General features: G+C 46.0%; 14 protein-coding genes, 1 tRNA gene and 1 riboswitch. Of the genes, 5 read left to right on the forward strand and 10 right to left on the reverse strand.

Annotation, left to right across the window (positions count from 1 at the left end):
- Positions 1-65: 65 nt before the first annotated feature.
- A complete protein-coding gene (locus NDI33_RS11910; RefSeq protein ID WP_190430180.1) occupies positions 66-1,019 on the forward strand; it encodes a GDSL-type esterase/lipase family protein in 954 nt (317 codons plus the stop codon).
- Positions 1,020-1,166: 147 nt separating this feature from the next.
- Here NDI33_RS11910 and NDI33_RS11915 read toward each other — a convergent pair whose 3' ends face one another.
- Entirely contained in the window at positions 1,167-2,240 is a 1,074-nt protein-coding gene (locus tag NDI33_RS11915) for a Gfo/Idh/MocA family oxidoreductase (protein ID WP_190411946.1), read from the reverse strand.
- 362 nt (positions 2,241-2,602) lie between these two features.
- Here NDI33_RS11915 and queC point away from each other — a divergent pair, with 362 nt between their 5' ends.
- A complete protein-coding gene (gene queC / locus NDI33_RS11920; protein ID WP_190430178.1) occupies positions 2,603-3,289 on the forward strand; it encodes a 7-cyano-7-deazaguanine synthase QueC in 687 nt (228 codons plus the stop codon).
- A gap of 52 nt (positions 3,290-3,341) precedes the next feature.
- Here the strand turns inward: queC and NDI33_RS11925 are convergent, their stop codons facing one another.
- Genes NDI33_RS11925 through NDI33_RS11935 form a run of 3 tightly spaced genes read right to left on the reverse strand, consistent with a single transcriptional unit; the run spans position 3,342 to position 5,714 of the window.
- On the reverse strand, positions 3,342-4,874 hold the full coding sequence (locus tag NDI33_RS11925; protein WP_190411925.1) for a hemolysin family protein: 1,533 nt from the start codon (positions 4,872-4,874) through the stop codon (positions 3,342-3,344).
- Positions 4,828-4,980, reverse strand: coding sequence for a hypothetical protein (locus NDI33_RS11930; protein WP_190430177.1), 153 nt, complete (start codon positions 4,978-4,980; stop codon positions 4,828-4,830). Before NDI33_RS11930 ends, NDI33_RS11925 begins: the two co-directional genes overlap by 47 nt.
- Positions 4,981-5,021: 41 nt before the next feature.
- On the reverse strand, positions 5,022-5,714 hold the full coding sequence (locus NDI33_RS11935) for a hypothetical protein (RefSeq protein ID WP_190411926.1): 693 nt from the start codon (positions 5,712-5,714) through the stop codon (positions 5,022-5,024).
- Positions 5,715-5,963: 249 nt separating this feature from the next.
- Between NDI33_RS11935 and NDI33_RS11940 the strand changes: the two genes are divergently transcribed.
- Positions 5,964-6,036: transfer RNA gene (locus NDI33_RS11940), tRNA-Met, on the forward strand.
- Positions 6,037-6,396: 360 nt separating this feature from the next.
- Here the strand turns inward: NDI33_RS11940 and NDI33_RS11945 are convergent.
- Positions 6,397-6,837 (reverse strand): hypothetical protein, encoded by a 441-nt coding sequence (locus NDI33_RS11945; protein WP_190433184.1) that lies wholly within the window; start codon positions 6,835-6,837, stop codon positions 6,397-6,399.
- 103 nt (positions 6,838-6,940) lie between these two features.
- Here NDI33_RS11945 and pyrE point away from each other — a divergent pair, with 103 nt between their 5' ends.
- On the forward strand, positions 6,941-7,558 hold the full coding sequence (gene pyrE / locus NDI33_RS11950; RefSeq protein WP_190675666.1) for an orotate phosphoribosyltransferase: 618 nt from the start codon (positions 6,941-6,943) through the stop codon (positions 7,556-7,558).
- Positions 7,559-7,641: 83 nt separating this feature from the next.
- Here the strand turns inward: pyrE and thiC are convergent, their stop codons facing one another.
- Positions 7,642-9,015 carry a phosphomethylpyrimidine synthase gene (gene thiC, locus NDI33_RS11955; protein ID WP_190675668.1) on the reverse strand — a complete coding sequence of 458 codons (1,374 nt, stop codon included), beginning with the start codon at positions 9,013-9,015 and terminating at the stop codon, positions 7,642-7,644.
- Between the two features lie 6 nt (positions 9,016-9,021).
- A riboswitch (TPP riboswitch) is annotated at positions 9,022-9,118 on the reverse strand.
- Positions 9,119-9,293: 175 nt separating this feature from the next.
- On the opposite strand from thiC, the gene NDI33_RS11960 reads away from it, so the two are divergent.
- Positions 9,294-10,223 (forward strand): competence protein CoiA family protein, encoded by a 930-nt coding sequence (locus NDI33_RS11960; RefSeq protein WP_190675670.1) that lies wholly within the window; start codon positions 9,294-9,296, stop codon positions 10,221-10,223.
- A 6-nt stretch (positions 10,224-10,229) separates the two neighbouring features.
- Here the strand turns inward: NDI33_RS11960 and NDI33_RS11965 are convergent, their stop codons facing one another.
- From NDI33_RS11965 to nblR, 4 genes are all read right to left on the reverse strand, one after another.
- Positions 10,230-10,424, reverse strand: coding sequence for a hypothetical protein (locus tag NDI33_RS11965; RefSeq protein WP_190675672.1), 195 nt, complete (start codon positions 10,422-10,424; stop codon positions 10,230-10,232).
- Positions 10,425-10,623: 199 nt separating this feature from the next.
- Complete coding sequence (locus NDI33_RS11970; RefSeq protein ID WP_190411931.1) at positions 10,624-10,815, reverse strand: DUF2949 domain-containing protein; 192 nt, start codon at positions 10,813-10,815, stop codon at positions 10,624-10,626.
- 634 nt (positions 10,816-11,449) lie between these two features.
- Entirely contained in the window at positions 11,450-11,986 is a 537-nt protein-coding gene (locus tag NDI33_RS11975) for a DUF192 domain-containing protein (protein WP_190430465.1), read from the reverse strand.
- Between the two features lie 141 nt (positions 11,987-12,127).
- On the reverse strand, positions 12,128-12,823 hold the full coding sequence (gene nblR, locus NDI33_RS11980; protein ID WP_190675674.1) for a response regulator transcription factor NblR: 696 nt from the start codon (positions 12,821-12,823) through the stop codon (positions 12,128-12,130).
- Between the last annotated feature and the right edge of the window lie 362 nt (positions 12,824-13,185).

Raw genomic sequence — 13,185 nt, forward strand, 5'->3', positions numbered from 1 at the left:
AAAACTGAAGTGCTGCAAGATTTAAGCTAGATCGGGTCACGATCTATGTACATAGGGGATTATCCGTGAAAATTGTGCTGATTGTTTTGGCAGTTGTTGTAGGGTTGGTACTGGCGGTAGAGGTGGGATTGCGGCTGCTATTTGGCTTTGGAAATCCCTTGATTTATATTGCCGATGAACAGATTGGATATTTATTAGCGCCAAATCAGCGGACTCGCAGGTTTGGCAATCTGATAGAAATTAATCAGTATTCAATGCGAAGCCCAAAAATCACGGAAACTCGCCCTGAATCTACGCTGCGGGTGCTGCTGTTGGGAGATTCCATTGCGAATGGTGGCTGGTGGACAGATCAGGCTGAGACGCTTTCAGCCATGATGACTCAACAGTTGCAATCCTCTATTGAGGGTAAAACTTTTAAGCAAATAGAAGTTCTCAACGCTTCAGCGAACTCTTGGTGTCCGCGCAATGAATTAGCGTACTTAAAGCAGTTTGGTACGTTCGATGCTCAGGTAGTCGTGTTGCTGATTAATACTGACGATCTGTTCGGGACTGCGCCGACTTCAATCCCCGTAGGGCGCGATCGCAATTACCCCGACCAAAAACCGCCCCTAGCGCTTGTAGAGGCATTCAGCCGCTATTTGTTAAAGGCACCGCCAGTACCAGAGATGAAAGCAGTGAACGCGGAATCAGGCGATCGCGTTGGCTTTAATTTAAAAGCCATTCAAGAAATCCAGACAATCGCAGAGCAAAAAGGTGCCCGCTTCTTGCTCGCAATGACGCCCCTAAAGAGGGAATTGGGCGAACCGGGTTCCCGGGATTATGAACTAAAAGCGCGAGTGCGCCTCATCGACTTAACCCAAAACCAGCACATTGCCTACATAGATTTTCTACCCATTTTCAACTCAAAAGAGCAGCCAGAGAACCTCTACCGAGATCATATTCATCTCAGCCCTCAAGGGAATCAGCTGGTTAATGAAGAAATTGGGCGATCGCTCAGTCAATTAAAAATGCAAAATTAAAAATTAAAAATTGTGGAATTCTTACTTTGGTAGTGGTAAAACATAGTGTTAATTAGTAGTAGAACCCTTGAAAAAAAAAGGTTTTCAAGCTAATTATCGCTACTTCTACAACACACCTTCCATTTTTAATTTTTAATTTTTAATTCTTTAGAAGGAAACAGCTACAGCCGGAGAACTCAGACACCGACAATCCCAGTCTGGTTGCTGCCAAACCTGACCATCGAGAGCCATCTGATCGATCAAACTCGCCAGACGCAAAGCTTTAAGCGCCTGTTCGCCGCCTACAGAGGGTTGATTCCCACCACGCACGCAGTTAACAAAATGCTCTAATTCCGCGTGAAGCGGCTCAATATTACTGGTGTAGACTTTCTCAATTAACCCATCCTGTCGGTAAAGCACCTGACCATAATCTGTCATATAATTGGCAGTCGTTTGCCGGTGAATCAGAATTTCATTGTTGAGAAAATCTGCCTCAGTTAGAGAATTTTTACAATGGGCAGCAATGCGACGAATTTTGCGGTGTGTCACCTTACTGGCTGTTAGCGTGGCGACAATTCCGTTGGCAAAGCCTAGGGTAGCAGTCACGTAATCTAAATAGCCGGAATCTGAGGCACGACTACCACTGGCGGTCAATTTGACTACCGGCGCAGCAGATAGTTCTAGCAATAGGTCAATATCATGGATCATCAGATCCAAGACGACAGAGACATCGTTAGCCCGTTGCGAGTAAGGACTCATGCGATGAGCCTCTAGGGCAAGCAATTCTTCTGTTTTCAGAACTTTGCTGAGTTCTTGAAAAGCCGGGTTAAACCGCTCAATATGTCCTACTTGGAGAATCGAGTGCGATTCGGCTGCGGCATTGACGAGGGATTCAGCCTCGGCAATACTGGCAGCAATTGGCTTTTCAATCAAGACATGAATCCCTGCTTGCAGGCAAGTCATGCCAACCTCATGATGCAGCCTTGTCGGAACGGCAATGCAGACAGCGTCTACATAGGGGATTAAGTCATGATAGTTTTCAAAAAAGCGAGCGCGATACTTACTCGCAGTATCCAAACCCCGCTCAACATTAATATCTGATACACCAACCAGTTCCACATCTTTAAGCAGACTCAGAACGCGGGTGTGATGCTGTCCCATATTACCGACCCCAATCACGCCAACGCGGATCGGTTGCGGCTGGTTACGCTGCTGATGAGCGTCTGGCTGTCTTGCTGGCATGCTATCTTGCACTCCTGTATGCTCCTCCACCACTAGGATTAAATCAATCGGCAACGTTTAGTCGCCTGAGACGATCCAGATGGTATCATAGTGCCTTCTTTTGTGAAGAATTTCAAAGCTGTGTCTAACTTTCTCAAATTCGTGAGATTTATCTCATCTTCCATTTTGTTGAGGTTTGTAAATTAGTAACTGGTAAATGTGTCACTTTCTCTCCCGTCCATTTGGTAAGGACTGAGGACTGAGAGTTGAGGACTGAGGGCTAAGGAATTTAGTAGCCAGTGAGCGGTCAATTATCAAGACGTGATGGTGGGAAACATCTGAAAGTTGGCACAAGTAAAAACTGGGGATGAGGGGGCTAGGAAGTGAAAGCGGTTGTTTTGTTGTCTGGGGGGTTAGATTCTTCGACGGTACTATATCAGGCAAAGGTTGATGGCTGTGAGTGTTATGCCATCTCATTCGATTACCAGCAGCGACACCAGCGAGAGTTAGAGTCTGCGACAGCGATCGCTCGCCTCGCTGGTATACGAGAACATCAGGTAGTGGCGTTTGATTTGCGTCGCTGGGGCGGTTCTGCGCTCACGGACAGTGCCATTAACGTACCAGAAGGGCGATCGCTTGATGAAATGGATCAAAGTATCCCCGTGACCTATGTCCCCGCCCGAAATACCATCTTTTTGAGCTTTGCCCTCGCTTATGCAGAAACCATCAATGCCCAGCGGGTTTATATTGGCGTTAATGCTTTAGATTATTCCGGCTATCCCGATTGCCGTCCCGATTATATCCAGGCAATGCAGGAAGTCTTTCGACTGGGAACGAAACAGGGACGAGAGGGACAGCCAATTAGCATCATGACGCCCCTGATAGACCTGAAAAAAACGGAAATCATTCAGCTTGGAAATCGGCTAGGCGTTCCTTGGGAGCAAACTTGGTCTTGCTATACCGGGAGCGAAGTGGCTTGTGGCGTCTGTGATTCCTGCCAGTTGCGTCTAGCTGCTTTTGCTGAGCTAGGATTACAAGATCCCCTTCCTTATGCAGCGAAGAGTCACTAAAGTTGGGGATATTCCTGCCGTAAACGAGAGGCAAGTGAAAATCTAAACGCGATCATTCAAAATTTCTGCTGAATCCTGATTCCTGATTCGTTATTTCTGATTTCTTGGTGTCATCCGCTGCAACCTTGGCATCTGAGACATTTGAATCTGAGCCATCTGAATCTGACATATTTGAGACATCAGACCCGTTAGTTTCATTGCTAGCAACTGTCGCCTCTCGTCGGTGAATGCGAATTTGGTGCAGGCGAGGACCCTCGGCGGAAACGATAGTCAGCTCAAGGTTGTCAAAGCGCAAGGTTTCACCTTGGGTAGGAATTCTCTGATAGTGGTAAAGCACGAAGCCGCCCAAGGTTTGGTATTTATCAATCAAGGGCAAGTTGAGATCGAGAAATTCGTTGACTTCTTCCAAATTCATCTGTGCTTGTACCAGAAAAGTTTGCTCATCCAAAATTTGCACAGCTAACTCTTCTTTATCCTCAGCTTTTGGCTCGTAGCCGATAATTTCAGCAATCAAATCCTCAATTGTTACTAACCCCGCGGTGCCGCCAAATTCATCCACAACGATCGCCATTGCCAGGTGACTTCGCTGCATCATCGGCAAAAGTTCGCTTAAAGGCTGTCCTTCCGGCACAAATCGAGCGGGTCGAATCCAAGGCTGAATTGGTGTATCTAAAGTTAGTTCGCCTTTGGCTAGAGGTTCAGCTAACTCTTTGAAGTAGATAATGCCGCGAATATCGTCAAGGGATTCTCCTGTGACGGGATAGCGGGAGTGACCCGTGGTAGTAATTTCATCTAGAAAGATTTGAAAAGTGGCTTCACAGGGAATAGAGGCAATGCTGGTGCGGGGAACCATGACTTCTTCCGCCAACACCTCACCAAACTCAAACACGTTGTTGAGCAACTCTCGTTCTTCAGCTTCCAGTCCCGTAGATTCGCGCTCTGTGGTGATAATCATTTGCAATTCTTCGGGGGTAACGCGCGTATACCAGCCTTGTCCAGTGTACTGAATGCCTACCAGCCGCAAGAGTAAGCGTGTCGATTGGTTGAGAATCCAGATGAATGGGTTGAAAAAGCGGGCGATCGCTCTGATTGGCAGTCCCAAAAACCTTGCCATCTGTTCTGAGTAAAGCAGTGCCACTGATTTCGGGGATAGTTCACCCAAAACAATTTGTAGATAGGCAATCAGGAAGAAAGCAACTGGCACCGAAAGGGAATGAGCGATCGCTGCTTTGACCTCCCAAGATAAAGGTAAGTGCGCGATTGAAGCAGACACGAGGATTGCCATTGTACTCTCACCAATCCAGCCGAGAGCCAAACTAGACAGAGTAATCCCCAGTTGAGTAGTAGAAAGCAGCCGATCGATGCTGCCTTGCAAGTTTTGAACCGTTTTTGCTTGAATATCGCCCGCTTCGACTAGTTGATTGATGCGCGATCTCCGCACCGAAACTATCGAAAATTCAGCGATGACAAAAAAACCATTAATCGCAATCAGTAGTAGCACCGATAATAATCGCAGCAAAACGTCTTGCGCGGTGAGCCTAGGAAAAGCATTCACCGTCAAGATCGCCAACACGGGGGTATCCATCCGTAACCAGGGTATTGGGTATTGGGTAATGGGCAACGAATTGTCGGTAATCGGTCGTCGGTAATAAGTAGTGGGTAGAATCCTCTACCCCCTGTACGGTCATCATACAGAGACAGCTCCTATTACCGACCACTTAACACCTAACGCCTACTTCACCACTGGAATTCCAGACATTTTCAGCTGGAGTTTTTGATCTGGATAATCTGTCAGAGTCAATGAAAGCTGCTTAGCGTCTTCCAGTAAAGCCGTGGGAATACTCACCGTCCCCGAAAAGCTTTGCCCATTCGGTGGCAATTCTCCTGGCAGCCCTTCAGTCACAGCACTTAAAGCTCGACCTTGGTCGTCCGTTACATTTAAGAAGCTATACAGAAACCGTACAGCATTCCCTCCTTCATTCTTCAGGCTCACATTCAGCAACAAAGAACCTCCTTGCTGACGCGCTGAGCCTATCTCCAGCTTCACGCCCTTGTCCTGACTGGTAATCGGAAAATTTTGCTGTTTACTGTCCTGCTCAGAGGTTTCCTCAGGAGTGTTAGGCTTGCTGTCGCTTGTGGTTTCCGCTTCCTTCTGTTCAGGCTTAATAACAGGTTTAGCCTTGCCGCTCATTTGTGCTTTGACACTTGCCAGGATATCAACCTCGCGCAAAATTGCTACTCCTTCTTTACCAGGAGTTGCCCGCTTAGTCCCAGCTAATTTATTGGTAGGGCGCACATCCGGCTGCGTTACTCCTTTAAGGGCTTCATGACCTACAGTAAACCCCCACATCGCACTTACAAAGCCAGCGCCTAACATCATAGCAAGCAAAATTAACGTAAGTGCGACAGTTGAATTTAGTTTCATTGGTTGCTCAAGCTACAAAAATTGCCGCGACACCGATCAACTGCTATACATAGCTTACGACTGACAGCAGTGGAACCTATGATAGCGAATTGGTTAATGTCACGCTGCTAATTTATCTCTATTTTAGAAAACAGCGCTTATAATTTATTATCAGGAATCATACTACGCATCCGCTTTCGAGTGGACTTAGCGTGCATAATTGTATAAAATAACAATCCAGCCAGCAATCTTGGCAACGAAATCAATCACGCGCCCTTGGCCGATTGGGGAGGCAGCGAACTCATAATTCGCCTTCAGACTGGTTCGATTCCGGTAGGGCGCATTCCTATAAATTCGGTATTCTTTGAGTAAATTCCCTAGAATTGCTCTATGGGGAAGTGCAATCCGCTCAGGATAAATGCAGTTTACTAGCGGCTCGCGCTCATCAAGAACCTAATTAATTTAAGTATCTCGGTAATTTAATTTGCTCAGAAATTTCAGCAAAACCTCTGAGAAACCAAAGGTTATCAAATGCTGGAAAGCAACTGAACAAAGTAAGTTGTAACCTCTATTTCAGTTCAAAAAATAGAGTCTACAAAAAACAAGCCCTAGTACCTTGTTTAAATCTCGCTCTGCGAACTTTAAAAAAAGTAGAAGGAAGAAAGACAAGCAAAAATTGTTTGTCTTTTCTTCTTTTTCAGATTTAGGGCTGTGGGGGATTCTCAAACACGAACTCGCTGCCTGTTACGGGTCTACCAGTACCAGTAACGTTTACATTGATAGCTGGGCTTTGCAGAATTGATGAGTTGAAAGGATTCGGGAGATCGGGAGTGCGAATAATAAAGTCACTGGAAGTTTGCTGCCAGAGTAGCTCCCGGTAAAGGTTATCTACTGTTTTAGTGTCTCGCTCGATTTCGTTTTCCGGAAAGCTAGGGCCAATGATGAAATTCAGATCCCGTCGGTAAGATTGGTTGCCGAAAAAGTCTCCAGAGGTTTCACTGATAGCTCGATTAAACAAGTCTGGAATCGAGTTAAAAGTTCCTGACTGGGAGTTAGAGAGTGTAGGCTGAGCGATCGCGCTAGAGGCAATGACAGTCGTAGCGGCACTGAGAACCAATACACTCATGAAATTAGTCAAGCGCATTCCCATCTCGTCCCTCAACTTTGGCTGAATACTATTCTTCAGTTTAAGTTTAGGATGATTGTTGGTCAAATTGTAATCGCTCTACTCTTTTTCTCTCCTAGTGATGACCCACGAAATCCAATCCCAGACTGATTTAACTGGCTCTTATGCTACTGCCGATCTCACAACGCTACGCCAGCAACTGCTAGATTTATTTTGCCATGTGGCTTATAAAGAGGGAGATTTTGTCCTGTCTTCGGGGCAGCGCAGTTCTTACTACATTAATGGCAAGCCAGTCACACTGCATCCCCAAGGAGCTTTGGCAACGGGTCGGATTCTATTATCGTTGTTGCCGATGGATACCCAGGCAGTTGCTGGATTGACGCTGGGTGCCGATCCGATTGTGACGGCGGTGAGTGTAGTTTCTGCTTATGAAAATCGACCGTTACCGGCGCTAATTATTCGCAAAGAAGCAAAGGGACACGGCACACAAGCTTATATAGAAGGCCCGATTCTCCCTGCGGGTGCAAAAGTGGTGGTTTTGGAAGATGTGGTCACGACGGGTCAATCTGCCATGAAAGCTGTTGAGAGGCTGCGAGATGCCGGATACAGCGTTGATGAAGTGATTTCGCTGGTAGACAGGCAGCAGGGGGGAGCGGAGTTTTATCAGTCAGTTGGGCTAAAATTTCAGGCTGTATTCTCGATTCCAGAAATTCAAGAGCGATCGCGTCAACTCAGATAAGGTTTTTCAACGCAAAGGAAGCAAAGGTTTTCGCAAGGTAACGCAAAGTAATTATGCTCTGCGTTACTTTGCGTTTAAAAGAACTAGCTTTGGGTTACTGGTTCTTTCGCCAAAAACTTCTCTAGTTCTGTCAAAGCATCGGCATCCACTTTTGTCTGCATCGGGCAGAACTTCGGACCGCACATTGAGCAGAATTCAGCAGTTTTGTATATATCTGCTGGCAGGGTTTCGTCGTGATATTCTTTAGCGCGTTCGGGGTCGAGGGACAATTCAAACTGGCGGTTCCAGTCGAAATTGTAACGGGCTTTAGAGAGTTCGTCGTCGCGCTCGCGTGCCCCCGGACGATGCCGTGCAATATCAGCAGCATGAGCTGCAATCTTGTAAGCGATTAATCCATTCCGCACGTCTTCAGCATCCGGCAGTCCCAAGTGTTCCTTGGGTGTCACATAACAGAGCATCGCCGTACCGTACCAACCAGCCATTGCTGCACCAATCGCGGAGGTAATGTGGTCGTAACCAGGGGCAATGTCTGTTACCAATGGCCCCAGCACGTAGAAGGGCGCTTCTGAACACTCTTCCATCTGCTTTTTGACATTAAACTCGATTTGATCCATTGGGACGTGTCCTGGCCCTTCCACCATCACTTGCACGTCATGTTCCCAGGCTTTGCGGGTCAATTTTCCTAACGTTTTGAGTTCGGCTAATTGAGCGGCATCTGAGGCATCGTGCTGACAGCCGGGACGCAGGGAATCTCCCAGACTAAAGGAGACATCGTATTTTTTGAAAATTTCGATAATGTCTTGGAAGTGGGTATAAAGCGGATTTTGCTTGTGATGATGCAACATCCACCGTGCCAGAATGCCGCCACCACGCGAAACAATCCCGGTAATGCGATCGCGCACTAAAGGCAAATGCTCAATTAATATCCCAGCGTGGATAGTTTGATAATCTACCCCCTGCTGCGCGTGTTTCTCAATGATGTGGAGAAAGTCATCGGCGGTGAGGTTTTCAATCGTTCCGTGGACGCTTTCTAAGGCTTGGTAAACTGGCACCGTGCCAATGGGAACAGGCGAGGCGTTAATAATTGCCGTGCGAATCTGATCCAGGTTGCCGCCGCCAGTGGACAAGTCCATGACGGTATCAGCGCCATATTTGACTGCCAGCTTCAGCTTATCGACTTCTTCATCCAGATTGGAAGAGTTGGGAGAAGCGCCGATATTGGCGTTCACCTTACACTTCGAGGCGATACCAATCGCCATCGGTTCTAGGTTGGTGTGGTTGATGTTGGCGGGGATAATCATTCGTCCCCGCGCTACTTCGTCCCGAATCAGGTCAACTGGGAGATTTTCCCGCTGTGCTACATACTGCATTTCTTCAGTAATCACACCTTGACGGGCGTAGTGCATTTGAGAGACGTTGCTCTGTCCACGCCGCTTAGCGATCCATTCAGTCCGCATATTGAATTCCTCAATTAACAGCTTCCCTCCGCCGGTATTAGCCGGACTCAGGTTCTAAGGGTGTAATCTCAGCCTGTGAATCCAGGCACCCCTAGCTTGATTGACAATATTACCATCAAGCTCCGGTTAGGGCTGGAAGGTTCCAAAAACTTGATATTTTGCATCACTCTGTGAGGCGGCTACAGAGCGATCGCGTTTCGGTGAGGTTTGAGAGCGATCGCCTTGGGTGTAGTGATGGATAATTGATTAGCATAAGTAGAGATATTTTGCCTATAAAAATGTCTAACATTCTTTACTCAGTTGCATATACCCAAGAAGGACATTTGATAAAAGCTGTCAACGCACAGAAAGGACAGTCTTACATTTGTCCGAACTGTAATCGGGAGTTAATTCTCCGCAGAGGCAAGATAAAACGTCCCCACTTTGCCCATAAAACTCTAAGCGTCAACTGTACCCCTGAGACAGCTCTGCATTACATTTTCAAAATTTTACTGCATGAAAAAATTCAACATCATCTAGAAAGTAAGCTGCCATTAGATATTAAATGGAACTGCGAGTATTGTCCTAACCCGCATACTGGCAACTTACTAAGAAAGGCAGTTCAGGTTAAGTTTGAGCATAATTTGGGAGTATGCAAACCAGATATTGCCTTGCTGGATAAAGACAACAAAGTGATTGTAGTTATTGAAGTAGTTGTAGGTCACTCCCCTGAACAATCTACCTTAGATTATTATGAACGAAATAAAATTGTATTAATCCAGTACATCTTGACGACGGATGAAGACATTAGTCGGCTAAACAATCCTCTAATAGAGCTAGACAAGGTTGCTTTCTGTCGAAATCCCAAGTGTAATGATTGTGGTAATTATAAGAGTAAGAAGCATTTGCTAATCATAAATGCTTGCTGTTGGAAATGTTCAGCGCCAATGAAAGTTGCAGCTATAGATGGAGATAGTGGGTATATACCTACTAGCAACTTTTCTGAATCTGATAGAGAAATTGCTAATGAAAAAGGCGCGTGGGTTATCCCACAATATAGCCAGACAGTAGAGAGAACATATTTCGCTAACACCTGTAGAAAATGTATGGCTTTCATAGGCGATCACTATCTTTTTACAGATTACATAGCAGCGTTACACTACGAAGAAGATGTTTCCGAAAAAGAAGTCTTTGACATTGGTTATTATTGTGTCGTCTGTTGCATCTAATCAAAATCACCGCCATGAAAAACTAAAAAATCTCTTAGCGATCGCATTCACTTCAGAAAACGCTATCGCTCTCACGACTAAATTACACTTCATTAGGGTTAACCCCATCTTGCGGAAGTGTTCCGCTAATTTTTTAGCACGTTTTGGTTTTTCGTTTAACAGGAATGATAATAAAAGCGATCGCTCATTGCCAAGCAGCATTTATAAAGGCAGATTATAAGGAAAACTAACTTTTAAAAACTAACAACTAAAAAGAGCGGGTCAAATATTTGACCCGCTCTTTTTGGTGAAGTAAATTGTAATTGAGAACATTTCTTAAGTCTTCGCGGATGGGTCGGGAAAGTACCGACGCCCAATTGCTCTGACATGACTTTCTTGCTCCTCGCCGAATCATCAAGCCTTATGCAGTTTCCAACCAGTCATAGATTTGATCTAACTGTTCCAACGTTACTAAACCGTATTGCCATAGAATCATTGGCAATGGGCCAGGATCTTGTTCCCGACGCCGCAAAGCGATCGCAATCGATGCCTTAGATATTGCTAAATCTTCTTGAAGAAAACGGAGAAATCGAGAAAAATTCGTAGGTGCCATGATGGCTTTTACCCCCTTTGTTGAATCTATTTTGTAATTTAAACCTTGGTTTGTTGAGTAACGGTAGTCAGTATTTTATCTGTCCACCTTTACTCGACTCCTTTTATACTATTTTGCCGCTACTCACTGTAACGCTAGTGTTTCAGATCACCAGCCTGGTGTGACAATTACGGCAGCCGGTATGGGTATTAACAGAAGAATGCTCATACTAGATTCAGGACTTTAGGCATCCCTTCCGGGCTGACCTAGAGAATAAGACTAAAAACTTAGGCTCACTCCCCTTTTTTCTGAAATCTTAGCCGACTGTTGCTAGTGAACTTTGCTTAATATTTTCTTTAGCAATTCACTGAAATCCCTCTGTATTAGGAGAGATTTGCTTGCCTAGAGCGTCTATGCCTCTCACCTCACACCAAATTCCAGGCAAAGCACTCTCATTCTTGGAAGAACCATGTCTCTGGAAGCGAGAATCTAGGTTTAAGCGTAACAATAATTGAAATTTGCAGTCTTAAACTCTCTCTTGGGAAAGAGTAGCTTATTTTTGCGACAAATAGGTTAAAAGAACGAGTAAATTTTTAAATCGTTTCGATAAGGACTATAAAAGACAGCCAGAAAGTCGGTCTGTCTTAGTATTGAGTTACTGAATGGTCACGCGATCGCCTGCCTTCAAACCGAGTTCCGCAGCGCGTCCTCCCCGGAGTTCAATCACCTGGTTAACGGGCGTATTGGGACCATAGGTGGGGCAAAGACTGGTTTTACAGGGAGGGACATCGGCAACGATCGCTTTCACCACTCCATCCAGCATAAAAACCATATCCAGGGGGATGAGCGTATTCTTCATCCAGAAATTGATCGGTTGCGGTGGGTTGAAAAGAAATAACATCCCGCGATCGTCCGCCAAAGATGTTCTGTACATTAACCCCATTTGCTGTTGTTGGGGAGTCCGCGCTACTTCTAGCTGAATCACCTGACCTGCCATCGTTGCCTTGGCTGAAATTGGCAAAGTTTGACCCCTCTTATTCTGTGCGGGTGATGCTTCCGGTGATGAGTGCGCTTGTTGTGCAGGGGTCGTCGGTGCTGATGTCGGTGCTGATACTGGCGACGCCTGCTGCAATGGTTGCGCGGGTTCCCCACTCTGAGAGGAGGTTGATGGCACCGATGCCGAACATCCCATCAGCAAAACTGCCAGCATCATGACGACTAAACTTGCCTGCTTTTTCACATTGCGATCGCTTTTGGCAGATGTGCCGAAGCGCTGCTCTCTCCAGTCCAAATTCATCCTTAATCCTTGATATTTACGCCCAAAACTCAAAACCTAAGCTTCCCGCAAAACATATCCGACACCTCGCACTGTCTGAATCAGGCGCTTCTCCCCCTCTTCTTCGATTTTGAGACGCAAATAACGGATATACACCTCAATCACATTCGACTCTCCCATAAAGTCGTAGCCCCAAACATTTTCTAGAATCTGTTCGCGGGTCAAAACCTCACGGGGATGCGACATCATATATTTTAGAAGTTCAAATTCCTTCATTGTCAGGTCAATCACTCGCCCGTTCCGCATCGCTCTGCGAGTAGACAAGTCTAAAACCAGTTCGCCAAACCGTAACTGTTCGCTAGCACCCGCTTCCGGCTGTAAGTAGAGGCGCACCAGTTGCAAAAAGGCATCGGTGCGATAGGGTTTGAGGAAGTAGTCATCAGCACCTGAATTTAGACACGCAACTCGATCATCTACCGTATCGCGAGCCATCAACAGCAGTACTGGCACGCGAGAACCTGCATTCCTCAGCTGGTTGCACAACTTCAATCCTGAATCCCCTGTTAGCACTCGATCTACGACGACTAAAGCTGGCTGAAGTTCGCAAGCTTGATGAAAACCACTGGTGGTGTCTGGTGCAACCACAGTCGTATACCCAGCCTCTCGCAAATCCATGCTGACACGTTGGACAAGAATTTCGTCGGTTTCGACAAGTAAAACACAGGGAGTGCGGTCAAAAGTAACAGGAGACATAGGCTACATTGGGGCGCTGTTGCTGCGTTGTTATCTCAGTTTAACTACACTGGCAAGCGTTAGCTGCTTCCTTCAATGTAGGTAAGTATTCATGCTTAGTATAAAACACAGGATAGGGAGAGCAAGGGGCAAGTAGCGATCGCCTAAATAAGTTGCCAGACCTAAGGTTCCCCTAATTCCCCGATAACTTGAGGAGAACCGGAAAAATCTTCCTTGAAAACAGGGATTTAGGGGGAAAACGATTGTTAGCGGTGCTTAAACGAAAAACAAGACTCTAAAAAGGTATAATACAGGCATGGCAACCATTTCACGTTATGGTTTGATAAATGAAAGAGACAACTCCCGCCGCCATGCCCCCTTGC

It is taken from the genome of Trichocoleus sp. DQ-A1 (assembly GCF_039961955.1).
Taxonomy (GTDB): domain Bacteria; phylum Cyanobacteriota; class Cyanobacteriia; order Cyanobacteriales; family FACHB-T130; genus FACHB-T130.

What these genes read in the sequence shown, in the direction of transcription:
- NDI33_RS11915 (WP_190411946.1), bottom strand. Translation starts at nt 2,240, where the DNA reads ATGCCAGCAAGACAGCCAGACGCTCATCAGCAGCGTAACCAGCCGCAA.
- NDI33_RS11925 (WP_190411925.1), bottom strand. Translation starts at nt 4,874, where the DNA reads ATGGATACCCCCGTGTTGGCGATCTTGACGGTGAATGCTTTTCCTAGG.
- NDI33_RS11930 (WP_190430177.1), bottom strand. Translation starts at nt 4,980, where the DNA reads ATGATGACCGTACAGGGGGTAGAGGATTCTACCCACTACTTATTACCG.
- NDI33_RS11935 (WP_190411926.1), bottom strand. Translation starts at nt 5,714, where the DNA reads ATGAAACTAAATTCAACTGTCGCACTTACGTTAATTTTGCTTGCTATG.
- NDI33_RS11945 (WP_190433184.1), bottom strand. Translation starts at nt 6,837, where the DNA reads ATGCGCTTGACTAATTTCATGAGTGTATTGGTTCTCAGTGCCGCTACG.
- pyrE (WP_190675666.1), top strand. Translation starts at nt 6,941, where the DNA reads ATGACCCACGAAATCCAATCCCAGACTGATTTAACTGGCTCTTATGCT.
- thiC (WP_190675668.1), bottom strand. Translation starts at nt 9,015, where the DNA reads ATGCGGACTGAATGGATCGCTAAGCGGCGTGGACAGAGCAACGTCTCT.
- NDI33_RS11960 (WP_190675670.1), top strand. Translation starts at nt 9,294, where the DNA reads ATGTCTAACATTCTTTACTCAGTTGCATATACCCAAGAAGGACATTTG.
- NDI33_RS11965 (WP_190675672.1), bottom strand. Translation starts at nt 10,424, where the DNA reads ATGCTGCTTGGCAATGAGCGATCGCTTTTATTATCATTCCTGTTAAAC.
- NDI33_RS11970 (WP_190411931.1), bottom strand. Translation starts at nt 10,815, where the DNA reads ATGGCACCTACGAATTTTTCTCGATTTCTCCGTTTTCTTCAAGAAGAT.
- NDI33_RS11975 (WP_190430465.1), bottom strand. Translation starts at nt 11,986, where the DNA reads ATGGGATGTTCGGCATCGGTGCCATCAACCTCCTCTCAGAGTGGGGAA.
- nblR (WP_190675674.1), bottom strand. Translation starts at nt 12,823, where the DNA reads ATGTCTCCTGTTACTTTTGACCGCACTCCCTGTGTTTTACTTGTCGAA.